The organism is Adlercreutzia sp. ZJ473 (genome assembly GCF_013185065.1).
In the GTDB taxonomy this organism is placed as follows: Bacteria; Actinomycetota; Coriobacteriia; order Coriobacteriales; family Eggerthellaceae; genus CAAEEV01.
In genome coordinates, this window is record NZ_JAAVTO010000047.1 from 1 (window position 1) to 21324 (window position 21324).

Consider the following 21324-nt stretch of genomic DNA (forward strand, 5'->3'; position numbering starts at 1 on the left):
GCTGCGAGCCCGCGCCCGCAGCGCCCGCGCCCTTCATGCCGCTCGCATCCCGTGCGCCCTTCATGTCGCTCGCGCCCCGCATGCCGTATGCGGCGCGGGGCGCCTCTTCGCGCCGCCGCGGCGTGCCCTCGCGGCGGCGCGGCTCGTTGTTCCGACCCTCGCCCACCGGCTACTCCCCTGCTTGGGCGCGCGCGGCGCGCAGCATCTTGAGCGCCGTGACGCAGTAGTACACGGTGGTGCCGATGGCGAGCACGAGGCCCGCGTACACGAACCAGATGCCCCATGAGACGGCCGCGTCGGTGAAGCCCGGCAGCCAGGGCAGGTCGCACACGCCGAGGCCCGGCACGAGCGGCCAGTTCAGAAGCAGGCCCGCGAAGCCCACGAACAAAAACGTGGTGGCGAACTTGCCGGGGTAGATGACGGGCACGCGGATCTGGTAGCGCGAGATGAGCCACCAGCCGCCGACGAGCAGGAGCACGTCGCGCGCGACGACGAGCACGATGACCCACAGCGGGACCCGCCCCACCAAAAACACGCCGAGCACGCCCGTGACCATGAGGATGCGGTCGACCGCCGGGTCGAGCAGCTGCCCGAGCTTCGAGACCGTGTGCGTGCGCCGCGCGATCTGCCCGTCCACGAAGTCCGTCAGGGCCGCGACGGCGAACACCGCGGTCGCGGCCACGTCATGTCCGCAGAGGAGCAGGACGAGGTAGACCGGGACCATGCACAGGCGTATGAAGGAGATGACGTTGGGCAGGGTGAGCACCCTGTCGGTCACTTCCTCTTCGGTTATCTCGGAACCGCTCTGGTTGCCGCTTTGCGCTTGGTCCATATTCGCCCATTCCCACGAAGGCCGGGCACGTGCCCGGCCGCTTCAACTTGTGTGCTTCAACTCGCGTGTATGCTTCAACTGGTACGTATTCTAGCAGCCAGCCCGGCAGACCTGCGAAGGCGCCGCACGCAAGGCGCGTAACAATAGCTAAACTTCACAGGCGCGCGACGCCGAGCGAAGCGCCCGGCGAGGTGCCCACCCAGAAACGTGCGCGGGACCCGCCGCAGCAGGCCCCGCGCACGCACGCTCTGTTCGCGCCGCTACTTCTCGAGCTGGCCGAGCTGGTCGGGCTCGGAGAAATCCCACTTCACCGGCGAGCTCGGCGTGACAGCCGGCTTGGGGTTCTTCGGGTCGGGCACCTCGAACACGTTGCAGAACTGCGAGGCCGACACCGGCGTGCAGGTGGGCAGCATGCGCAGGCAGTCCTTCGGGCACGCGTACACGCACGAGGAGCACTGAATGCACATGAACGGGTCGATGGCCCACTTGCGGTTCTTCTTGTCAACCGTGATGGTGTGGCACGGGCACGTCTTCGCGCAGATGCCGCAGAGGATGCACTTCTCCACGTCGTTGTGGATGTGCCCCTTGAGCCCCGCGGGCACGGGCTTCGTCTCAACGGGGTACAGCGTCGTCTCGGGCTTCTTGAACAGCGAGCCGAACGTCATGCCCCCCAGTTTAAAGCTTCCCATGGTTCCCTACCTTTCCGTGCAGCTGATGCAGGGGTCGATGGTGAGGACGATCATGTTCACGTCGGCCAAGTCGCAGCCCTTGAGCGCCGTGGCCATGCCGGCGAGGTTCTGCGAGGTGGGCGTGCGCATGCGCATGCGCTCCAGGTACTTGGTGCCGTTTCCGCGCGCGTAGTAGTAGCACTCGCCGCGCGGCTGCTCGAGCACGTTGGACGCCTGCGCGCCCTCGGCAGGGGCGCCCTTCACGGCGACGGAGATGTCGCCGGCGGGGATCTTCGCGGCAAGCTCCTTGATGATCTCGATGGACTGCAGGACCTCGAGGCAGCGCACCTTCACGCGCGCGAAGCAGTCGCCCTGCGCGTCGGTGACCGGCTGGAAGTCCGACAGGTCGCCGTAGGCGCCGCGCCCGAAGGAGCGCACGTCGTAGGGCACGTCGGACGCGCGGGAAAAGGGGCCCACCATCGAGAGGTCGAGCGCGGCCTCCTTGCTGATGACGCCCACGCCCACCGTGCGGTTCTTGACGGACGTGTCGGTGAGCAGGGTGTTCATGATCTTGGCGTAGTCGCCCTTGATGCCGTCGAGCACGCTCACGATCTCGCGGAGCATGGCGTCGTCGATGTCGCGGTTCACGCCGCCCACCCTGACCACGGACAGGATCACGCGGCCGCCGGTCGTCTTCTCGAAGATGTCGAGCACGCGCTCGCGCAGGCGCCAGCAGTGCATGAACATGCTCTCGAAGCCGAAGGCGTCGGCCGCCAGGCCGAGCCACAGCAGGTGCGAGTGGATACGCGAGAGCTCGTGCCAGATCACGCGCAGGTACTCGGCGCGGCGGGGCACCTCGACGCCCATGAGCGCCTCCACCGTCTCGGCGTAGCCGAGCGAATGCCCCATGGCGCAGATGCCGCAGATGCGCTCGGCCACGTAGATGAACTGGTTGTAGTCGCGCGTCTCCACGAGCTTCTCGAGCCCGCGGTGCACGAACCCGATCTGCGGGATGCAGTCGATGACCGTCTCGTCCTCGACCACGAGGTCGAGGTGCAAGGGCTCGGGCAGCACGGGGTGCTGGGGGCCGAAGGGGATGATGGTTGACTTGCCCACGCTACTCACCCTTCCTCTCTGCCGCAGCCGCCTTCTTGGCCTTGGCCTCCATGGCCGCGCGCACCTTGGCGGCCTTCTCCGGGTCCATGACGGCGAGCTTGGCCTCAAGCTCCGCCTCCTTGGCGGCGGCGTCGGCAGCCGCCTCGGCCTTCTCGGCCGCGGCCGCCTTCGCGGGCGCCTCGGCGCCGCCCTGCTCGGCCGCCTTCTTCGCCTTGGCCTCCTTGGCCGCCTTCGCCGCGGCGATCTTGCGCGCCTTGTCGCGCGCCGCCTTCTGCTCCGGCGAGATGATGGTCATGGGCTCCTTCACGGCGAGGTGGTAGAAGTTGCCGCCGAAGTCGATCGCGATGCCCTCGAAGTGCACGCCGAACAGGTCGTGGATCTCGTTCTCGAACACGAACGCCTCGAGGTACAAGTCGGTGATCGACGGGATCACCGCGTCGCGCGGGACGCCGCTTGCCACCTCGTTGTCGAGCGCGCCGTCCTTCATGAAGGAGTACACGAGGTCGACGCCGTCCTCGGTGTTCACGGCGAGCGTCTGCACGTAGCGGAAGCCCTCGGCCTTGCGCGCGGCGGCGGTATCGTGGATCGCCTCGATGGAAAGCGGCGAGAAGTCTTGTTTGAACTGGGGCATGTCTCTAAGCTCCCTTCTTGGCGGACTTCATCGCAGCCGCCTTCTCTTCGAGCACGCCGATGCCCTGCACGATGGCGTCGATGATGGCCTCGGGGCGCACGGCGCAGCCGGGGGCGTACACGTCGACCGGTATGGCCTTGTCCACGCCGCCGATGACGTTGTAGCAGTCGTGGAAGATGCCGCCCGAGCACGCGCAGATGCCGCAGGCCACCACGACCTTCGGCTCCACCATCTGGTCGTAGATCTCGCGCACCACGTCGATGTTCTGCGCGTTGACCGAGCCGGTCACCAGGAAGATGTCAGCATGCTTGGGGTTGCCGGTGTTGATCACGCCGAAGCGCTCGCCGTCGAAGCCCGGGCACAGCGTCGCGAGCACCTCGATGTCGCAGCCGTTGCAGCTCGAGCCGTCGTAGTGGATGACCCAAGGCGATTTGGAAGCGTAAGCCATATCAATCACTCCCTAGATGAACATGAGGACGGCCAGGTTCACGCCGCCCGCCAAGAGCGCCACCGCCCAAGCCGACTTCAACATGAACTGCCACTTCACGCGTGCGAAATTGTTGTCGATCCAGATCTCGAGGAAGTACACCGCGAGCACCACGACCACCGCGACGAGCACGCTCAGCGGGCTGCCCCACACGAAGAACATGCCCACCCAGCCCATGAAAAGGACCGTCTCGCACCAGTGCATGATCTCAACGAGCGCGAGCGTAGGCCCGCTCATCTCGGTGGTCACGCCGCGCACGATCTCCTGGTGCGCGTGATGCGACATGGACAGGTCGAACGGCGACTTGCGCAGCTTGATGGTGAGGATGAACAGCAGGCCCAGGAACACGAGCCACACCGTGGTGACGATGGGCGCGTCGAGCGAGAACACGGCGCTCACGTCGAAGGAACCCGACGCCATGAAGAACCCGACGGCCATGAGCAGCACCATGGGCTCGTACGACATCACCTGCAGCGTCTCGCGCGCCGCGCCCACCTCGGCGTAGGGCGAGCGGGAGGAGTACGCCGCGATGATGAAGAACAGGCTCGAGAGCGTGATCACGAACACGCACAAAAGCAGGTTGCCGCCCGTGTAGAAGATGCCGCCGGCCAAGCAGGCGAACACGAGCGCGCAGGCGACGTAGGTGCCCTCCACCGAGTTCACCGACACGCGCTCCTTGCCCAGGAGCTTGCGCACGTCGTAGTACGGCTGGAGGATCGGCGGCCCCACGCGCCCCTGCATGCGCGCCGAGATGACGCGGTCGAGGCCCGCGAGCAGACAGCCCACCACCGGCGCCAGGACGGCGAACAGGAGGGCGCCGATAAGCGTAATGAGAATGGTCATGTGTATCACACCCCTGCCTTAGAGCATCATCGGCATGCCGATTGCGGCCATGACGAATGCGGCTACCATGATGATCGTGTTGAACGCCACGCCGACGGGCGCGATGCGCTTCTCGCCGAAGACGCCTTCCATGTACCAGTTGCGCACCGTCGCCGTGCTCTCGCCCGAGAGCGCGTTCTGGAAGGTGCGGCCCGCGTTGTCGCGGCTCACGCCCGAGAGGTAGACGCCCACGGTGCGCGCCTTGCTCGCGCGGCCCACGCCGGCGAACAGCACGATGACCACGAGCGCCACGGCGATGCTGCCGATCCACAGGTTGTCAGCCGAGACGGCCTGCCCGAGCGTGCCGTAGATCGACACGATGTAGGGCTCGACCATGTACGTCGAGATGAGCGGCAGGAGCGCGCAGCACACCACGAGGAGCACGGCCATGAGCAGCACGGCCGACCACTCGCTCTTGTGCACGGTGAGCTCGACGTTCTCGGGCTCGCCCGCGATGCCGGCGAGCTTGCCGAGCCACTTCGCCCAGAACATGAAGGTGGCCGCCGAGCCGAACGCCAGGATGACGATGAGCGCGATCTGGTTCATGTCGACGAACGACACGAGCGTGGCCCACTTCGCCACGAGCATGCCGAACGGCGCGATGAACATGCACATGATGCCGAGCATCATGTAGCGGGCGAGGCGCGGCATGCGCTCGAACAGAAGGTCCATGTCCTCGATGTCGCGCGAGCCGATGTGGTGCTCGGCCGTGCCCACGCAGAGGAACAGCAGGCTCTTCGCGATGGCGTGGAACAGGATGAGGAACTCAGCCGCCCACACCGCCTCGGGCGTGCCCACGCCCGCGCAGGCCGTGATGAGGCCCAGGTTCGCGATGGTGGAGTACGCCAGCACGCGCTTGGCGTTGCTCTGCGAGATGGCCATGAACGAGCACAGGAGGAACGTGATGGCGCCCACGAGCATGACCATGAGCGAGGGAACAGGGCACACGAGCATGATGGGCGAGAGCTTCACCAGGAGGAACACGCCCGCCTTCACCATGGTGGAGGAGTGCAGGAGCGCGCTCGTGGGGGTGGGGGCCACCATGGCGCCCAGAAGCCAGGTCTGGAACGGCATCTGCGCGGCCTTCGTGATGCCCGCGAACGCGAGCGCCACCACGGCGAGCGTGACGATGGCGGGGTTGCTCACGCCGATCACGAGGAACTCGTAGAACGACAGCGTCCCCACCTGCGTGGCGCAGAGGATGAGCGCCACCGCGAAGCCGATGCCGCCGAGCAGGTTCATGATGATCTGGCGGAAGGCGTTGTTGATGGCCTCCTCGGTCTTCGTGAAGCCGATGAGGAGGAACGAGCACAGCGTGGTGATCTCCCAGCCCGTGAACATCCACGCCATGTTGTTGGAGAACACGATGACGAACATGGCGGAGAGGAACACGAACATGATCGCGAAGAAGGTGGGACGACGGTCGCGCGCGCCCTCGGGCTCGTGCGCCTGGAAGTCCTTCATGTAGCCGAGCGCGTACACGCAGATGCCGCTGCCGATCACGCCGATGATGAACGCCATGAGCAGCGAGAGCGAGTCAACGTAGAGGCCGTAGGGCACGCTCATGCCGTGCGCGAGCGCCAGCTCGAAGTAGAGCGAGAGCGCGAGCTGCGCCAGTCCGAGCACGCCGGCCCACACGTTCTTGTACTTCACGGCGAACGCGAGGATCACGCCCACGATGACGCAGCTCAAAAGCGTGCAGATGGTGTCGACCACCGGCGATGAGAACTCGAAGAGCACCGTCTGGGTCCCGAGGTTCATGGCCACCAGCGCCACGGATGCCACGCCGATGATGATGGCCGAGGCCCACACGATCGCATCCCGCGCCTTGTCTTGGCGCGCCACCATCAGGAGCAGCGCGGCCACAAGCGGGAACACGATGAGAAATCCAAGCATTGCCATGCAGGCTCCCCTTTCATCCTAGTCTTTTCTTTTCCGATTATTTGTGTCCGAGGAGAAGTCAATTCGGGCATAAACAATTAGCTACTCTAGCAAAGGGCGCATCACATCCCCCGCAAAAGGCCCCATGGGGGTGTTTTGTTCGGTGAAAGATACCGGGCCGCCGCCGCAAAACCGCTCGCCGACGTTTTCAGCGCGGCGGCTCGGTATTACGTTTCCGCAGGTAAGCGATGAAAAAGAGCTATTGTTGCGCCCGGTGGGCGCCCGCTGCAGCGCGAACGAAGCCGCGTGCCCACTCCGGCGAGGCGAGCGCGTTCACGTGGAGGTAGCTCGCCACGACGTTGCCCGAGCACACCCCGTCACGCCCGCGCTCGACGCCGCGCCCGCGCACGTTCTCGTACGCGAAGCGGTGCGCGCCGGGGCCGGCCGCCACGCGCGAGTGGTGGTGCTCGTGCCCGGTGAGCACGGTGCCCGCGGGAAGCCACGGGTGCGCGTCCGTGGCGCATACGACGGCGTAGCCGTGGCCCTGCCGCGCCTGCTCCATCACCACGTCGCAGTCGAGCACCCCCGCCATCGCGTACGCGCGCCCGCCCGCGTGCAGACGCCGCCCCAAGAACATGAGGCCGCCGCACTCCGCGCACGCCACGCCGCCTCCCGCGGCGAACGCGCGCACGCTTGCGCGGAAGGCGGCGTTCGCCTCGATCTGCGCGGCGAACGCCTCGGGGAACCCGCCGCCGACGTACAGCCCGCTCGCGCCCTCGGGCAGGCCCGCGGCGCGCATGCTGTCGACGAACTTGAGGCGCGCGCCGGCGTCCTCGAGCGCGCGGAGGTTCTCGGGGTAGTAGAAGCTGAACGCGGCGTCGCGCACGACGGCGATGAGCGGGCCTGAGGCCCCGCGCGGGGTGCGCGGCGCTGCGCACGCGGCGCGCGCGGAGTGCGGGGCCGCCTCAAGCGGCGGCGCGCTCGCCGCGATAGCAAGCAGGGCGTCGAGGTCCACGCATTCCTCGACAAGCGCGGCGGCCGCCTCGCAGAGCGCCTCGGCGGCCTCGGACTCCAGGCAGGTCACGAGCCCGAGGTGCCGGTCGGCGATCCTCAGGCGCTCGTCGTCGGGGATCACGCCGATCACGGGGACGCCGCAGCGCGCCTCCACGGACTCGCGCATCACGCGCTCGTGCCGGGGGCCGCGCACGCGGTTCAGGATGACGCCCGCGATGCGCACCTCGGCGTCGAAGCAGATGAGCCCGAGCGTGATCGCGGCCGCCGTGCGCGTCATGCGCGTGGCGTCGAGCACCACGACGACCGGCGTCGCCGTCTGCTTCGCCACCTCCGCCGACGAGCTGCTGCCCGCGGCGTCCATCCCGTCGTAGAGCCCCATCGCGCCCTCGACCACGGCGACGCCGGCGCCCGCGCTCGCCTCATGCATGACGGCGCGCAGGCCGGCCGGGTCCATGAAGAACGCGTCGAGGTTGCGGCTCGCGCGATGGGCGGCCACGCCGTGCCAGCCGGCGTCGATGAAGTCCGGGCCCTTCTTGAAGGGCTGCACCACCTGCCCGCGCTTCTCGAGCGCGCGCAGGATGCCCAAGGTGATCACGGTCTTCCCGCTCTTCCCATGGGACGCGGACACCATGACGCGCGGCAGGCTGAAGCACGTCTCGCTCATAAGCTGCCTCCTGAGAACGGAGCTGCGCGTAAAAAAAGAGGTGATGGGCAAGCTTGATGCCCATCACCTCGTCGCTGCAAACCTACACGCAGCCGGTCGGCTTCATCAAGCCGGCGATCTTGCAAGCTCCCTTGCCCGGACCGCTCGGGAAAAGCTCGTAGATCTCCGCGTTCGACTTGCCCGTGTCCTTGAGCATCTTGCGAACCATCGGCGCCACGCCGAAGTCCGCGTAGTACTCGCGCAGGTAGTTGATGACGGCCCAGTGCTCGTCGGTCAGCTCGACCTCCTCGGTCTCCGCCAGCTTGTGGGCCACCTCCTCGTCCCACTGCGAGGGATCCTCGAGGAAGCCGTCCTCGTCGAGTTGCAGGACGCGATCCCCTACTTGAAGCTCTGCCATATGCAGCCTCCTTACCTTGGTATCAGGTACGTACCTTCTATGTTTAGCCGCGGCTGCGGCGAAACATCAGCTCAGGGCGCACTCCTCCTCGCCCGCCCGCGCACGCGCCCCGTCATCGCGCCGCGGCTTCTGCTCGAGCGACGCGCGCACGCCCACGGCCACCTTGTAGAGCACCGTGAGCACGAGCATCCCGATGCCGTACACCCCCGCGATCACGAGGATCTCGTTGAGCGTCGGGACGTACTGGACGACCTGCTCGAACGAGTTCGGCACGAAGCCCGCGAGCACGAGCCCGAGGCCCTTGTCGATCCAGCAGGCGACGAACACCGCGACGAGCGCCGCGATGAGCGCGCGGTGGTTCGTGCGCATCTTCGGCACCAGGAGCAAGATGATGCCGGCGAACGCGAGCACGACGGCCGTCCACATGAACGGCACGAGATTCCCCGCGCCGTCAAGCCCGAAGAACAGGTACTCGAGCGGGGCGGTGTGCGACGGGATGCCGCTGTAGAAGCTCGTGAAGATCTCGAGCAGGAAGAAGAACACGTTGAGGATCATGGCGTAGCACACGATCTTCGCGAGCGAGTCGATGGCCTTGTCGCTCGCCTTGAAGGTGGTGAACTTGCGCATGATGAAGCACAACAGGATCAGAAGCGCCGGACCCGCGGCGAACGCCGAGGACAGGAAGCGCGCGGCGAGGATGGCGGTCATCCAGTAGGCGCGCCCGGGCAGGCCGCAGAACAGGAACGCCGTGACCGTGTGGATGCTCACGGCGAGCGGGATGGCGACGTAGCTCAGCACGTGCGCCCACTTCGGCGGCGGGAAGCCCTTGCGCTCGGCGCCGAGCGCCGCCCAGCCGATGAGGATGTTCACCACGAGGTAGGATGACAGCACCACCATGTCCCAGAAGATCATGGCATGCGGCGTGGCGTACAGGATCACGTTCATGATGCGCGTGGGCTGGCCCAAGTCCACCAGCACGAACAGCATCGCCATGAGCACCGCGGCCACCGCCAGAAACTCGCCGAATATGACGATCTTCCCGAACTCCTTGTAGTCGTGCAGGTAGTACGGGATGGCGACCATGACGCCGGAGGCGGCGACGCCCACGAAGAAGGCGAACTGGGCGATGTAGAGGCCCCAGCTCACGTCGCGGCTCATGCCGGTGACCACCAGCCCGTTCTGGATCTGGTTCGCGTAGGCCAGGATGCCCACGCCGATGACCACCAGAAGGAAGGCGACCCACCCCCAGTACAGCTTGGAGCCGTGCAAGGCCTTTTCAAGCACGCTGCTCACCACCTTCCACGATGTAGTAGACGCTCGGACCCGTGCCGAGCTCGACGCGCCGGCGTATCGAGAAGCTCTTCGCAAGCGCGCGCCGCACGTCGGATTCGGGGTCGTTCAAGTCCCCGAACAATATGGCGCCCTGGGACATCTCGGCGCACAGGGGCGCCAGCCCCTTGTCGATGCGCTCGGAGCAGAGCATGCACTTCTCCACGACGCCGCGCACCCGCGTGGGGTACGCGGGGTTGATCTCGGCGAGGTGCAGCCGCGGGTCGTCGAAGTTCAGGCTGCGCGCGCCGTAGGGGCACGCGCCCATGCAGAAGCGGCAGCCGATGCAGCGGTGGTAGTCCATGCTCACGATGCCGTCAGGGCGCTTGAACGTGGCCTTCGTGGGGCACACGCGCACGCACGGCGGCTCCTCGCAGTGGTTGCAGAGCATGGGGAACGCCATCTCCTCCACGCCCTCGCTCACGTACGTGCTCGCGATGTCGGGGAACGCGTGCTCGAAGTCCTCAGGCCAGATCCACTTGACGGCGGTCTTGTCGCCTTCGACGGCCGGCACGTTGTGCGCCTTGTGGCACGCCTCGATGATCCGGTCGAGCACGCCGGCGCGGTTGAGCTTCTGCTCGTCGACGACCAGGGCCCAGCGCTTGCCCGACGCGCCCTGGGCTGCGTCCTGAGCTGCGCCCGGGGCCTCGCCGCCTGCGCAGCCCGTCAAGGGCACCAGGCCCGCAGCGCATGCCACGAGGCCCGCCTTGATGAAGTCCCGTCTTTCCATACAGCCAACCCGCTCTCTCTTCGCCGGCATTGTTCTTTACCCCTCGCCCACGACGCCGTCGTCGGTCAGGCCGTGGCACTCCCAGCAGTACAGATCGACGTTGGAGTACGCATGGCATGACTCGCAGAACTGGTCGGGGTTCGAGTGGCAGGACAGGCACGTGTCGTCGAGGCTCATCTCGTATACCTGCCCGGTGCTGCTCACGTACGCGGTCTTCCCCTCGCGCACCACGTCGTTGCGCCACTGGTCGAGCAGCGTCATGTGCGAGCTGCGCATGTACTCGACGGGCTCGATGCACTCCTTCACGTCGAGCGCCGCGATCTCGGGCGTGTCGAGGTCGAGCTTCGGCGCGCTTTGCGCCTTGCCCGCGCCCAAGATGAACGGCACGACCATGATGAGGCAGAACACGCCGATGAAGATGAGGGTGAGCTTTCGCCTAGCCATGGTTCGCCTCCTCGTCGCCCGCGCCCGCATCGTCCGCCGCAGCCGCGCGGGCGCTCGGCAGCTCCTCGAGCCTCAGGTCGAGCGTGCGGTGGTCGTCGTCGCCGAGCACGAGCGCGTTCGCCACCAGCTCGTGCACACCGGTCACGCGCGTGCCGGGCACCCAGTAGTCCATGAGCGCCGGGAACGACGCGCGGTCGAGCGCGCAGATGTTCGCGAGCGTGTTCACGCCGTAGGCGTCGCGCACCGTGCGCACCGCCTCCGCGCGCGGGAGCCCGCCGCGCAGCCTGAGCTCCATGTTCTCGCCCGCGTTGAGGCCCGAGCCGCTTCCGCAGCACAGCGTCTTCTCGCGGATGGTCTCCTCGGGCATCTCGTAGAAGTTGTTGCACACGTTCTTGATGATGAAGCGCGGCTCCTCGAGCAGGCCCATGGCGCGCGCGGTGTTGCACGAGTCGTGGTACGTGACGACGAGGTGGTCGTTGCGGGAGGGGTCGAGCTTGAGCTTGCCGTGGTAGATGAGGTCGGCCGTGAACTCGGTGATGTGCACCATCTTCGTGGACGCCGCGTTGGCGAACACCGTGCCGGTGACGGGGGACACGGGCTGCTCGAGGAAGTCGGCCGGGCCGTTCCACGTGTCCATGTACTGGTTGACGAGGCGCCACATATGCCCGCACTCGCCGCCGAGGATCCACTTCACGCCGAGGCGCTCGGCCTCCGCGTACATCTTGGCGTTCAGGCGCTTGGCCATCTCGTTGGAGGTGAAGAACCCGAAGTTGCCGCCCTCCGAGGCGTACGTGCTCAGCGTGTAGTCGATGCCGAGGTGCTCGAGCAGCATGACGTAGCCCATGAAGGTGAACGTGCCCGGCTCGGCGTAGAGGTCGCCCGAGGGGACCACGAGCAGGATCTCGGCGCCCTTGCGGTTGAACGTGGGCTCGAAGCGCCTGCCGGTGACGTCCTCGAGGTCGTCCATCATGAACTCGACGTTGCCGAGGATGGTCTGCGGCTCGAGCCCCACGTGGTTGCCCTTCATGTAGCAGTTGGCCACGGGCCCCGCGATCCAGTCGGTGTTGAGGCCGAGCAGGTTCAGGATCTCGCGGCCCATGATGGTGATCTCGGCCTGATCGATGCCGTAGGGGCAGAACGCCGAGCAGCGGCGGCACTCCGTGCACTGGAAGAAGTAGTACCACCACTCCTTGAGCACGTCCTCGGTGAGGTCGCGCGCGCCCACGAGCGGCCCCAGGACCTTCCCCGAGGTGGTGAAGTAGCGCCGGTACACCGAGCGCATGAGCTCCGCGCGCACCACCGGCATGTTCTTCGGGTCGCCCGTGCCCAGGTAGAAGTGGCACTTGTCAGCGCAGGCCCCGCAGCGCACGCACACGTCCATGAACAGCCTGAACGAGCGGTACTTGTCCATGCGCTCCCTCATGCCCTCGAGGACGATCTCCTTCCAGTTAGCGGGAAGGTTCCAGTCCGCCTCGGACGAGGACCACTCGTGCGCGTTGGGAAGCCCCACCACCTCGAGGTTCTTCGGCTTCGCGGCGTGGCAGTACATGCCCTCGCGAAACTCGGTCGGCGTGTCCATCCATGAATGCGGAGTACACCCCAACTCGTAGTCCAGCATGCTTTCCTTGCTCGGTTGCTTGGCCATGCGCGATCACTCCGAATCCAACGGTAGTCCGACTTTCCTCATCTTCTCGCCGAAGTCCTGCTCGTACTCGGCGTAGGTGTGAACCTTCACGTCGTAGTTCCACGGGTTGACGTGACGCACCATGCGGCTGTTGTTCGCCAGGTTGCGCGTGGGGCTGAAGAACACGCCGGGCGCGTGCATGAGCTTGCTCCAGGGGAAGTAGACGATGAGCGCGCACACCAGAAAGAGGTGCGCGAACAGAAGCGGCTCGATGCCCTCGGGCGCCACCGGGGAGAACGACACGAGCCCCATGGCCACCTCCTTGACGCCCGTCACGTCGACGCGCACGCCGTAGCGCAGCACGATGCCCGTGAGCGCGATGCCCAGAAGCAGGAAGAGCGGGAAGTAGTCGATGCTCAAGGACACGAAGCGGATGCGCGGCAGCACGACGCGCCGCAAGAACAGGAAGGTGAGCGCGCCCACGATGACCACGTCGGTGATGTAGAGCAGCGGGATGCCTATCTGCAGCACGCTGTCAGCGCCCTCGATCACGCCGATGAGCTCCGGCACGGGGTCGAGGAACAGGCGGAAGTGGCGCACCACGATGATGAGCATCGACCAGTGGAACGCCAGCGCGCCGAGCCACAGCCACTTCGCCGAGCCGTAGCCGAGCTTCTCGTCGCGCTTCTCCGCCTTGCTGTTGCGGAAGAGCGAGCGGAAGAACAGCACCTCGAGCAGCATCCTGCCCGCCACGCCCGCATAGGACGACGGGTTGTCGAGCTTGGCCTGCCTCACCCACGGCAGGCTCTTCTGCTGCCCGCAGGTCGTCGTGATGCGAAACGGCACGGCCGAGGCGCCCCACCGCATGACGCGGATGGCGAACCCCACGACGAACAGGGCGAACGCCGCGTACGGGATGATGACGCCGAACAGCAGGTTCAGGTGGAGGAAGGCGGTTGAGGCCCAGGCGAGAAGCGCCAGCGCCACGACCAGAAGGAAGGGGGCCAGTATCCTCATGCGATCCCTTTCTCGCGCTCGAGGTTGTCCAGATGACGTTGCAGCATCTTCGTCTCGCGCCTCACCTCGTCGAGCCTGAGGCGGTTGAGGTCCTCGCGGCAACGCAGGTAGCAGTCCACGCTGTGCAGGAAGGCCAGCTCCGCGCGCTCGGCGGCGCGCGTGTTGAGCGCCTCCGGGGCCTCATGCGCCCGCAGCCACGCAAGCACGCGGGGCTTCAAGTCATACAGCGGTTTGAGCGCGCTCGAAGGTTTGCTGTCTTGAAGCGCCTTGACGCGGCACAGGTCCTCGACCGACGTCGGGACGCCTGCCGCGTCATCGTCTGAGAGCAGCCAGACGGCGACGTCGTCCGCCGCCTGGCGCATGCGAAAGCCCGTGGGGTTGTCATACCGACCCGCGCTTGCGGTCGCAACGCCCCTTGAAGCGGCAGGGTCAAGCAACGCGAGCAGCTCCTCTGCGAGCTGCGCTGCGCATTCCTGACCCGAACCGAAAGATCCGAAAGGATCGAAAGACACCGTCATCCCCTGCCCCCGCGCGCCCGAGGCCGAAGCCCCGCGCTCCCCGACTCGTATGCCGACCTTTGCGCCTGCGCGCCTACTCGGGCGGCGCGACCTTGCCCTTGAGGGCGATGAACGTCGTGGTGATGTAGAGGTACTCGACCTTGTCCTCGAAGGCAAGCTCCTTGACCGCGAGGTCAACGGCGCCCTTCGGCTCGCCGATCGCCTTGGCGATGTCCTTGCTCTTCGCCTTCTCGACCGTGTCCAGGTACGCGAGGACCTTCTCTTTGACCAGAGGATTGGCAGGACCCTTATCCATGGTTACGCTCCCCTCTCGCTGTGCGCGAAGCCTGCTTGACGTGCGTTTTACACGCCTTACGTCTGATTTAACCATGCGGTCGAAACCGTGTAAAATACTATGAATTCATCCCGTCATAAAATAAGGCAATGGCTAGATTACATCCATCTGACCTGGTGTTATGTGCTCACCAGGCGTGGCTGTGCTCGAGGATGCGCACGCCCTCGTCGAGGTTGCCGTCCGTGAACGAGATCATCCGCTTAGCGAAGGGGCAGGGGTACCCGATCGGCGTGCCCTTCGTGATGCACGAGGCGAACACGATGGCGTCGGCGCCGCGCGCGACCAGGTCCCGCGCGCGAAAGACCGCCTTCTTGCCCGGGCAGCCGCCGCAGGTGGTGAACCCCACGATCTCGACGTCCTCCTCGACGCCGGAGAACGCGCCGGTGCGCAGGCGGATCGCCTCGAAGCACTTCGTTCCCGGGCAGGCGTCCTCGGTCTGCCTGCAGCGGATGATGCCGACCTTCATGCGGCCCTCCTTCGCCGTGATGTGCGGGTTTACCCCAGTATGCTGAGAGGGCGCGCGCCCTGTAAAATACAAAGTTCGCATCGCGCGATCAAATATCCCGATGCCCCTTGGAAACCCCCTGATGAGGGGTGGGTGCTACAATCAGCGCGCAGCGATCCCGCGCAAGCGAAGGGAGCTTTCCATGCCACGCCTCTACCCCGTCATGCTCGTCCTCGAAGGCAAGCGCGCGCTCGTGGTGGGCGGTGGGGCAGTCGCCCAGCGCAAGGTCGAGGGGCTCCTCGCCTGCGGCGCGCAGGTGCGCGTCGTGGCGCCCGAGGTCACCGACGGCCTGCGGGCGCTGGCGGAAGGCGGGGCCTGCGCCTGGTGCGCGCGCGCCTTCGAGGAGGCCGACCTCGCTGCCGCCGACATCGTGTTCGCCGCGACCGACGACGAGCAGGTGAACCGCCGCGTGTTCGAGGAGGCCGCCCGCGCCCGCCTCATGGTGAACGTCGCCGACCGCCCCGAGCTCTGCACGTTCTTCCTCCCCTCGGTCATGCGCAAGGGAAGGCTCTCCGTGTCGGTGTCGACCGAGGGTGCGAGCCCCCTGCTCGCACGGCGGCTGCGCGAGAGGATCGAAGAGCGCCTGGGCGACGCCTACGCGCCTTACGTCGACCTGCTCGCGAGCAGGCGCGACGTCGTCAACGCCACGGTAGCGGAGCAGGCGCGCATGGGCTTCTGGGAGAAGGCCACCGACGGGCGCGCGCTCGCGCTCGTGGAGGCGGGCGACCTCGCCGGCGCGGCCGCGCTCATCGACGCGCTCATCGCGCGCTACCAGGTCGAGGGCGGAGGCGCGGACAGCTCGCCCGACCTCACGTGAAGCCGCCGCGCCCTTCCCCCTGCCCGCGCACGGCGGCGGCGAGGCGGGCGATCTCCTCCTCGCGCCCCCGCACCAGCTCGGGCGCCGCGCGTTCCACCATCGCGCAGCCTTCAAGCAGGCTCGGCTGGAACGTGGGCTCGTCGACGGCCGCCTCGAACGCGTATGAGAAGAACGCACCGTAGGCCGCAGGGTTGCCCGCGATGATCGCGCAGATGATCTCCGGCGCCGACCAGGCGACGTTCGCCCCCTCCTCGTTCATCGCCCAGACATGCCGCCGCATCGTCTCGCGGAAGAACTCCTCGGCGCCAGCAGAGCGGCGCGCGCAGAGGTGCTCGAAGCAGCGTATCGCCGCGGCGTGCTCGTCGCTGCCGGGGGCGTAGGTGAGGCGCGTCAGGAAGCGCCGCACGCGGTCTGCGTCGACGTCGAACAGCTGCACGAGCCCGTCGAAGTCCTCGCGCACCGCCAGCGCGCGCACCTCGTCCTTAGTGAACATGCCGCCTCCTTCAAGTCTCGTTCGCGCCTCGCTCGCGGCCGGATTCGCCCTGCGCCCAAAACCAGCCTACGCCCGCACGCGGCGCGAGCGAGGCAGGGCGCTCCACCCCTGGCAGGCAGATGCAGGCGCAGCCCCCGACCCGGAAGGCTGCGCCTGCGAAAGCCGATGAGCAGCGAGCTAGATCATGCCCCACTTGCGCGTGTACTCGCTGTAGAGCTGGAAGTCGTCCTCAGTGACCCCCGCCTCCTTGAGCTGAGGCAGGATCTCCTCGTAGGCCAGGGTGACCGTCTCCATGAAGACGCCGTCCTTGCGCATGGTGACCTTCCAGTCATCATGGATGGCGAGGAGCGCCTCCATGGCGCGGGCGCTCTGGGAGATGCGCTCGCTCGTGTAGGAGGCGAGGTCGCGAAGCGAATCAGGCGTGGCTTCGGCCTTCTTGATCGTCTTCCACGGGGACTTCTCCCCACGTCGCCACTCCCCCGCCTCGAAGAACGGGAGGAAGAAGCAGGCGGCTTGTATGCAGGTTTCCTTGACCTTCTGCTCAGACATGGCTCTTACATCCCCACGGCCGTCCAGTAGTCGTTCAGGAACACCGTCGAGAACAAGAAGCCGAGGACGACGTTCACGCCCACGCCGATGGTGAACGCGGCGAAGGGCTTCCAGCCGGTGGCGGCAAGCGCCTTGAAGCGCGTGGTCAGGCCGATGCACAGGAAGCAGAACACGAACGCCCAGCCGCGCAGGTTCTTGATGGCCTTGAGGGCGTCGGAGTCGACCAGGGCGGCGAAGTCGGGGGAAGCCGTCGCCAGGACGATGGTGACGATGATCGACGCGACGAAGAAGCCGATGACGAACTTCGGGAAGCGCTCCCAGATGACGCCCGCGCCCGGCTTCTGGACGGTGCCGTCAGAGGACTTCTTGCGCTCCCACACCGTGACGGAGATGATGGCGAGCAGGAAGGCCCACACGCCGACGAAGATGTCGCGGCCGACGACCTTCATGAGGGTGAAGGTGGTCGTGGCGCCGTCACCGAACTGGGCCGCGGCGGCGATGCCCGCGGCGTCGGCGAACTCGGAGGTGCCGATCCAGGCGCCGGCGGCGCCGTCAGACAGGCCGAGCAGGCGGCAGATCACGGGAAGCAGGAACACCATGATGGTGGCCCAGATGACGACCATCGAGATGGCGATGGAGACGTGCTCCTTCTTGGCGTTGACCGACGAGCCGATGGCGATGGAGGCCGACACGCCGCAGATCGAGCCGCCGGCGCCGAGCGTGGCGCCGAAGGGCTTCTCGAGGCCGAACAGCTTGGTGGCGGCGAAGTAGATCACCAAGAACGTGGTGACGGCGATGACCGTGGCCTGGAACAGGGCGACCGGGCCAGACTCCAAGATCAGCGTGAACGGCAGCGTTGCGCCCATGAGGACAATGCCGACCTTCACGTAGAACTCAGTGCGCATCGCAGACTCGAACCAGTCCGGGATCTTCACGAAGTTGCCGATGATCATGCCCACGATGAGCGCCATCACGGGAGCCTCGAGGTTCAGCGTCTTGGCCGTGTTCCACGCGCCGAGTATCTGGACGATGACGGCCATCACGAACAGGAGCGTGAAGCCCGCGAGGAACTTGCCGACGTTGTAGCGCATGACCTTCGCGGCGATCGAGAAGATGGCGGCCAGCGTGATGTAGAGGAACAGCATCTTAGGCAGAAGCGACGCGACCATCCCCGGCACGGCCGCGAAGCTGTCGTAGCTCTTGAACGACACGGTGATGGTCCCGAGGGACTGCCCCACCGCGCACAGGATGAGCGCGACGATGACCAGGCCCAAGCCGATCCAGACGGCCCACCAGTCTTCCTTCAGGTAAAGACTCTGCAGGCCTCCGCCGTTCGTTTTTGTGTTTTCAACCATTTGTTCACCCCTCCTTAAGGATGAATGGGTTTTGGTCCCGCGTGGCCCTGCCGCCGCGGTCGCGGCGGCAGGGCAGACCTCTTCAAGCGGCTAGAACTTGAACGCAGAGGAGGTTCTGAACGTCTCGCGCGAGAAGATGTAGTCGTCGATAAGCTTGTCGGAGAACGGGATCCCCGAGATCGAGAAGAAGCGCTCCCATCCGATCCTCTCGATCCACTCGCCGAGACGCTCCCCCTTGCGGGCGTTCGAAGCCCACACCTCGACGATGTGGCGCACGGCTTCGGTGACTTCCGGCCAGCGCGGCGGGTTGTTCGGCAAGAACGGGATGACCATGCGCGAGAAGCTCGGGTCGGTTCGCGCCGTGGACACCTTGCCGCCGACCATGATGGCCAGGCCGTCGTTCTCGGCATCCATGATGTGCATGCCGGGGGACATGGTGTAGCAGTTGCCGCAGTACATGCAGCGCTCGTCCACCACCGAGACGCTCTTGATCTTCGGATCCGGGCGGATGGCGCCCGTCGGGCAGCACGCCACGAGGCTCGGGATCTCGGAGGTCTTGCGCACCGTGTCGTGGTCGATGCGCGGGACGGTGCGGTGGATGGCGACGATGGAGATGTCGCTGCAGTGAGCCGCGCCGCACATGTTCAGGCAGCACGCCATGGCGATGTGCAGCTTGTTGGGCAGCTCGTCGGTGACGAAGTACTCGTACAGGTCGTCCATGACCGCCTTCACGATGCCGGAGGCGTCAGACGCGGGCGTGTGGCAGTGCACCCAGCCCTGCGTGTGGACGATGTTGCTGAGGGAGTGGTGCGTGCCGCCCACGGGGTAGCCGAGCTCCTGGCACCGCTCGATGATGGGCTCGACCTTGCTCTCGTCAGGAGTCAGGAACTCGATGTTGTTTCGGCTCGTGAAGCGCAGATGCCCGTCGCAGAACTCGTCGGCCACGTCGCAGATGTCGCGGATGGCGTCGACGCTCATGAGCCGGGGCTCGCCAGCGCGGACGCTGTAGAGCTCGCCCGCCGGGCCGACGTGCTTGAGCACGCCGGGGCGCACATGCTCGTGGTACTCCCACTTGCCGTAGTTCTCCTTGATGATGTTCGGCAGGTACTGTCGGAAATCCGGAGGCCCGTTGTCGATCATTGCCACTTGGAATCACCTCGCCTTTCTCAATAGCTCGTCATCAGTTCTCAGGTGCGCGCGGCCCTCAGGCCGGCTCGCCCTCTTGCCCTGCAGCCTCCTGCAAGATCTCCTCCTGAGGCCAGAACACGTACGGGTTGGCGCGCGGGCGGTAGACCATCTGGGGCACGGCCTCGAGGCCGACGTCGCGCAGGAACTTGCCCATGCCGATGCGGTAGACCGTCTCGCCGATGCGCTCGCGCGTCTTGCCGTTCTCGTCCCACCAGTCCCAGATGCGGTTGACGAGGTCCTTGAACTCGTCATAGGGAGCCTCCATCTTCATGAAGGGAACGAGCACCCAGGACATGAACGCCGACTTGACGATGGTCGACTTCGCGCCGAGCAGGATGGTGGCACCCTTCTCCTTGCCCTGCTTGACCGCGCGGCCCATGACGTTGACGCAGTGCATGCAGCGCGTGCACTCGTCAGCGTTCACGGTGAGCTCGCCGGTCTCCTGGTCGTAGCGCAAGCAGCGGGTCGGGCACTTCTCGACGACCGCCTCGCGGATGGGAAGACCGCCCTCGGCGTACCTCTTCACCTCGTCCTGGTCGATGGTGAGGGCGTCGCGCCAGGTGCCGATGACCGAGATGTCGGCGCGGGCCGCCGCGGCGACGCAGTCGTTGGCGCAGCCGGACATCTTGATCTTGGACTTGTACGGCCACATCGGGCGGTGAAGCTCGTCCTGGAACTCGTTGGTGATGTCGTAGCACATGTCAAGCGTGTCGTAGCAGGCGTACTCGCAGCGGCCGGGTCCCACGCAGCAGCTCGGCGAGCGCAGGTCGGAGCCCGATCCGCCCAGGTCGTAGCCAGCCTCGGAGAGCTCGTCGAACGTGGGCTGGAGCTCCTCGGTCTTGGTGCCGAGGAAGATGAGGTCGCCGGTGGAGCCGTGCACGTTGGTGATGCCGGAGCCGTGGCGCTCCCAGATGTCGCACAGCTCGCGCAGGGCGTCGGTGTCGTAGAACCAGCCGCTCGGCGCCGCGATGCGCATCGTGTGGAACTCGCTCACGTTCGGGAACTCCTCGGGCAGGTCGGTGTAGCGCCCGACGACGCCGCCGCCGTAGCCCTTCACGCCCACGATGCCGCCGTGCTTCCAATGGCCGATCTTGTCGTGGTAGGAGCGCTCGAGCAGGCCGAGCAGATCGGCGCTCATCTCGCTCTTCTCAGCAGCGCGCTTGATCTCCGTCACGAAGCTTGGCCACGGACCGCTTTCCAGCTCGTCCAGTTGGGGGGTCTTGCTGCTTTCAGTCATAATCCCTCCTTTTGCTTCAGTCAAAACTGCGGAACTACATTTCCATGATGGTTATCGCGCCGCTCGGACACACCGAGATGCACGCCTCGCACCCCATGCACTCCGCCTCGTCGCCAGCCACATACGCGTGCTCGCCGTTGAAGGCGAGGATGTGGGCTGGACACCCGTCGGCACACGAGTCACAGCCAGTGCATGCCTCCTCGTCAATTGACACAATGAACATCGGTTACACCCCCTTCCCCTGATCGGTTTTCGCCGTTTACCAGCACGTCTACAAAACGCGGCTTCACGACAGGTTCTATTTGACCACTAACCTCCTCGCCGCGAAAATACTTTGACTTGATCGGGGGATAGCCTGAGCCTATATCAGGTTGTTTTCCCAGCTCATACAGCGTTTTTCGGGTCCCTGCGAGAGCTTGCCATAGCAAAAACGAATCGTGCGGAAACTGACGTCAAGACGGCGTGCGAGACGCGGGCTGACATGCGCGCGGGCAGGGGCGCAGGCGCCACGAGGGCACGGCTTCGGCGCGCGGGCGAGGCGCGTGCCGGCGCGCTGCGCGAGCGCCCGCGTGGACGTGGCTTCGGCGTGTGGGCGAGGCGCGCGAACGAGCT

At 66.2% G+C, this 21324-nt stretch carries 25 protein-coding genes; 1 reads left to right on the top strand and 24 read right to left on the bottom strand.

The window, feature by feature from the left end; genetic code table 11:
- Positions 1 to 169: 169 nt before the first annotated feature.
- The 17 genes from HRL41_RS09245 to HRL41_RS09320 all read right to left on the bottom strand — a co-directional run bounded on the left by HRL41_RS09245 (position 170) and on the right by HRL41_RS09320 (position 15034).
- Positions 170 to 832, bottom strand: a complete 663-nt coding sequence (locus HRL41_RS09245) for a CDP-alcohol phosphatidyltransferase family protein (protein WP_172136618.1) — start codon at positions 830 to 832, stop codon at positions 170 to 172.
- A 260-nt stretch (positions 833 to 1092) separates the two neighbouring features.
- On the bottom strand, positions 1093 to 1521 hold the full coding sequence (locus HRL41_RS09250) for a 4Fe-4S binding protein (protein WP_172136620.1): 429 nt from the start codon (positions 1519 to 1521) through the stop codon (positions 1093 to 1095).
- A 6-nt stretch (positions 1522 to 1527) separates the two neighbouring features.
- Positions 1528 to 2616, bottom strand: coding sequence for a nickel-dependent hydrogenase large subunit (locus HRL41_RS09255; protein ID WP_172136622.1), 1089 nt, complete (start codon positions 2614 to 2616; stop codon positions 1528 to 1530).
- Position 2617: 1 nt separating this feature from the next.
- A complete protein-coding gene (locus HRL41_RS09260; RefSeq protein ID WP_172136624.1) occupies positions 2618 to 3247 on the bottom strand; it encodes an NADH-quinone oxidoreductase subunit C in 630 nt (209 codons plus the stop codon).
- A gap of 4 nt (positions 3248 to 3251) precedes the next feature.
- The gene (locus HRL41_RS09265) at positions 3252 to 3695 is read right to left on the bottom strand and encodes an NADH-quinone oxidoreductase subunit B family protein (RefSeq protein ID WP_165056476.1); all 444 of its coding nucleotides are present in this window, start codon (positions 3693 to 3695) and stop codon (positions 3252 to 3254) included.
- 12 nt (positions 3696 to 3707) lie between these two features.
- Positions 3708 to 4577, bottom strand: coding sequence for a respiratory chain complex I subunit 1 family protein (locus HRL41_RS12200; RefSeq protein ID WP_165171734.1), 870 nt, complete (start codon positions 4575 to 4577; stop codon positions 3708 to 3710).
- Positions 4578 to 4595: 18 nt separating this feature from the next.
- Positions 4596 to 6518, bottom strand: a complete 1923-nt coding sequence (locus HRL41_RS09270) for an NADH-quinone oxidoreductase subunit L (protein WP_165171732.1) — start codon at positions 6516 to 6518, stop codon at positions 4596 to 4598.
- A gap of 238 nt (positions 6519 to 6756) precedes the next feature.
- Complete coding sequence (locus tag HRL41_RS09275) at positions 6757 to 8175, bottom strand: cobyrinate a,c-diamide synthase (RefSeq protein ID WP_172136626.1); 1419 nt, start codon at positions 8173 to 8175, stop codon at positions 6757 to 6759.
- An 82-nt stretch (positions 8176 to 8257) separates the two neighbouring features.
- Complete coding sequence (locus HRL41_RS09280; RefSeq protein WP_165171728.1) at positions 8258 to 8572, bottom strand: TusE/DsrC/DsvC family sulfur relay protein; 315 nt, start codon at positions 8570 to 8572, stop codon at positions 8258 to 8260.
- Positions 8573 to 8638: 66 nt separating this feature from the next.
- Positions 8639 to 9856, bottom strand: a complete 1218-nt coding sequence (gene dsrP, locus HRL41_RS09285) for a sulfate reduction electron transfer complex DsrMKJOP subunit DsrP (RefSeq protein ID WP_172136635.1) — start codon at positions 9854 to 9856, stop codon at positions 8639 to 8641.
- Positions 9849 to 10631 carry a sulfate reduction electron transfer complex DsrMKJOP subunit DsrO gene (gene dsrO / locus HRL41_RS09290; RefSeq protein ID WP_172136637.1) on the bottom strand — a complete coding sequence of 261 codons (783 nt, stop codon included), beginning with the start codon at positions 10629 to 10631 and terminating at the stop codon, positions 9849 to 9851. Before dsrO ends, dsrP begins: the two co-directional genes overlap by 8 nt.
- Positions 10632 to 10667: 36 nt before the next feature.
- Positions 10668 to 11075, bottom strand: a complete 408-nt coding sequence (gene dsrJ, locus HRL41_RS09295; RefSeq protein ID WP_172136639.1) for a sulfate reduction electron transfer complex DsrMKJOP subunit DsrJ — start codon at positions 11073 to 11075, stop codon at positions 10668 to 10670.
- A complete protein-coding gene (dsrK, locus tag HRL41_RS09300) occupies positions 11068 to 12693 on the bottom strand; it encodes a sulfate reduction electron transfer complex DsrMKJOP subunit DsrK (RefSeq protein ID WP_305792297.1) in 1626 nt (541 codons plus the stop codon). The genes dsrJ and dsrK overlap by 8 nt, the downstream gene beginning before the upstream one ends.
- 33 nt (positions 12694 to 12726) lie before the next feature.
- Positions 12727 to 13716, bottom strand: a complete 990-nt coding sequence (gene dsrM, locus HRL41_RS09305) for a sulfate reduction electron transfer complex DsrMKJOP subunit DsrM (protein WP_172136642.1) — start codon at positions 13714 to 13716, stop codon at positions 12727 to 12729.
- Positions 13713 to 14153 carry a hypothetical protein gene (locus tag HRL41_RS09310; RefSeq protein ID WP_172136644.1) on the bottom strand — a complete coding sequence of 147 codons (441 nt, stop codon included), beginning with the start codon at positions 14151 to 14153 and terminating at the stop codon, positions 13713 to 13715. The genes dsrM and HRL41_RS09310 overlap by 4 nt, the downstream gene beginning before the upstream one ends.
- A gap of 154 nt (positions 14154 to 14307) precedes the next feature.
- On the bottom strand, positions 14308 to 14529 hold the full coding sequence (locus HRL41_RS09315) for a hypothetical protein (RefSeq protein ID WP_165056485.1): 222 nt from the start codon (positions 14527 to 14529) through the stop codon (positions 14308 to 14310).
- Between the two features lie 166 nt (positions 14530 to 14695).
- Positions 14696 to 15034, bottom strand: coding sequence for a CGGC domain-containing protein (locus HRL41_RS09320; protein ID WP_172136646.1), 339 nt, complete (start codon positions 15032 to 15034; stop codon positions 14696 to 14698).
- A gap of 181 nt (positions 15035 to 15215) precedes the next feature.
- Here HRL41_RS09320 and HRL41_RS09325 point away from each other — a divergent pair, with 181 nt between their 5' ends.
- Positions 15216 to 15890 carry a bifunctional precorrin-2 dehydrogenase/sirohydrochlorin ferrochelatase gene (locus tag HRL41_RS09325; protein WP_172136648.1) on the top strand — a complete coding sequence of 225 codons (675 nt, stop codon included), beginning with the start codon at positions 15216 to 15218 and terminating at the stop codon, positions 15888 to 15890.
- On the opposite strand, the gene HRL41_RS09330 is transcribed toward HRL41_RS09325, so the two are convergent.
- From HRL41_RS09330 to HRL41_RS12010, 7 genes are all read right to left on the bottom strand, one after another.
- Positions 15883 to 16383 carry a DVU0298 family protein gene (locus HRL41_RS09330; RefSeq protein ID WP_172136650.1) on the bottom strand — a complete coding sequence of 167 codons (501 nt, stop codon included), beginning with the start codon at positions 16381 to 16383 and terminating at the stop codon, positions 15883 to 15885. The genes HRL41_RS09325 and HRL41_RS09330 overlap by 8 nt on opposite strands.
- 177 nt (positions 16384 to 16560) lie before the next feature.
- On the bottom strand, positions 16561 to 16932 hold the full coding sequence (locus tag HRL41_RS09335; RefSeq protein ID WP_172136652.1) for a hypothetical protein: 372 nt from the start codon (positions 16930 to 16932) through the stop codon (positions 16561 to 16563).
- 5 nt (positions 16933 to 16937) lie between these two features.
- A complete protein-coding gene (locus HRL41_RS09340; protein ID WP_165171706.1) occupies positions 16938 to 18287 on the bottom strand; it encodes a YeiH family protein in 1350 nt (449 codons plus the stop codon).
- 90 nt (positions 18288 to 18377) lie between these two features.
- On the bottom strand, positions 18378 to 19427 hold the full coding sequence (dsrB, locus tag HRL41_RS09345) for a dissimilatory-type sulfite reductase subunit beta (protein WP_216662633.1): 1050 nt from the start codon (positions 19425 to 19427) through the stop codon (positions 18378 to 18380).
- Between the two features lie 64 nt (positions 19428 to 19491).
- On the bottom strand, positions 19492 to 20712 hold the full coding sequence (dsrA, locus tag HRL41_RS09350) for a dissimilatory-type sulfite reductase subunit alpha (RefSeq protein ID WP_165171702.1): 1221 nt from the start codon (positions 20710 to 20712) through the stop codon (positions 19492 to 19494).
- Between the two features lie 34 nt (positions 20713 to 20746).
- Positions 20747 to 20935, bottom strand: a complete 189-nt coding sequence (locus HRL41_RS09355) for an ATP-binding protein (RefSeq protein WP_165171700.1) — start codon at positions 20933 to 20935, stop codon at positions 20747 to 20749.
- A gap of 138 nt (positions 20936 to 21073) precedes the next feature.
- The coding region (locus tag HRL41_RS12010) for a hypothetical protein (RefSeq protein ID WP_216662631.1) at positions 21074 to 21324 on the bottom strand (251 nt) is incomplete at its 5' end.

Bases quoted from the DNA above. Each gene is read 5' to 3' on its own strand.
- dsrO (WP_172136637.1), bottom strand. From the start codon at position 10,631: ATGGAAAGACGGGACTTCATCAAGGCGGGCCTCGTGGCATGCGCTGCG.
- HRL41_RS09355 (WP_165171700.1), bottom strand. From the start codon at position 20,935: ATGTTCATTGTGTCAATTGACGAGGAGGCATGCACTGGCTGTGACTCG.
- HRL41_RS09260 (WP_172136624.1), bottom strand. From the start codon at position 3,247: ATGCCCCAGTTCAAACAAGACTTCTCGCCGCTTTCCATCGAGGCGATC.
- HRL41_RS09250 (WP_172136620.1), bottom strand. From the start codon at position 1,521: ATGGGAAGCTTTAAACTGGGGGGCATGACGTTCGGCTCGCTGTTCAAG.
- HRL41_RS09265 (WP_165056476.1), bottom strand. From the start codon at position 3,695: ATGGCTTACGCTTCCAAATCGCCTTGGGTCATCCACTACGACGGCTCG.
- HRL41_RS12200 (WP_165171734.1), bottom strand. From the start codon at position 4,577: ATGACCATTCTCATTACGCTTATCGGCGCCCTCCTGTTCGCCGTCCTG.
- HRL41_RS09275 (WP_172136626.1), bottom strand. From the start codon at position 8,175: ATGAGCGAGACGTGCTTCAGCCTGCCGCGCGTCATGGTGTCCGCGTCC.
- HRL41_RS09320 (WP_172136646.1), bottom strand. From the start codon at position 15,034: ATGAAGGTCGGCATCATCCGCTGCAGGCAGACCGAGGACGCCTGCCCG.
- HRL41_RS09330 (WP_172136650.1), bottom strand. From the start codon at position 16,383: ATGTTCACTAAGGACGAGGTGCGCGCGCTGGCGGTGCGCGAGGACTTC.
- HRL41_RS09270 (WP_165171732.1), bottom strand. From the start codon at position 6,518: ATGGCAATGCTTGGATTTCTCATCGTGTTCCCGCTTGTGGCCGCGCTG.
- HRL41_RS09340 (WP_165171706.1), bottom strand. From the start codon at position 18,287: ATGGTTGAAAACACAAAAACGAACGGCGGAGGCCTGCAGAGTCTTTAC.
- HRL41_RS09335 (WP_172136652.1), bottom strand. From the start codon at position 16,932: ATGTCTGAGCAGAAGGTCAAGGAAACCTGCATACAAGCCGCCTGCTTC.
- HRL41_RS09325 (WP_172136648.1), top strand. From the start codon at position 15,216: ATGCCACGCCTCTACCCCGTCATGCTCGTCCTCGAAGGCAAGCGCGCG.
- HRL41_RS09280 (WP_165171728.1), bottom strand. From the start codon at position 8,572: ATGGCAGAGCTTCAAGTAGGGGATCGCGTCCTGCAACTCGACGAGGAC.
- HRL41_RS09315 (WP_165056485.1), bottom strand. From the start codon at position 14,529: ATGGATAAGGGTCCTGCCAATCCTCTGGTCAAAGAGAAGGTCCTCGCG.
- dsrB (WP_216662633.1), bottom strand. From the start codon at position 19,427: ATGATCGACAACGGGCCTCCGGATTTCCGACAGTACCTGCCGAACATC.
- dsrM (WP_172136642.1), bottom strand. From the start codon at position 13,716: ATGAGGATACTGGCCCCCTTCCTTCTGGTCGTGGCGCTGGCGCTTCTC.
- dsrJ (WP_172136639.1), bottom strand. From the start codon at position 11,075: ATGGCTAGGCGAAAGCTCACCCTCATCTTCATCGGCGTGTTCTGCCTC.
- dsrK (WP_305792297.1), bottom strand. From the start codon at position 12,693: ATGCTGGACTACGAGTTGGGGTGTACTCCGCATTCATGGATGGACACG.
- HRL41_RS09245 (WP_172136618.1), bottom strand. From the start codon at position 832: ATGGACCAAGCGCAAAGCGGCAACCAGAGCGGTTCCGAGATAACCGAA.
- dsrA (WP_165171702.1), bottom strand. From the start codon at position 20,712: ATGACTGAAAGCAGCAAGACCCCCCAACTGGACGAGCTGGAAAGCGGT.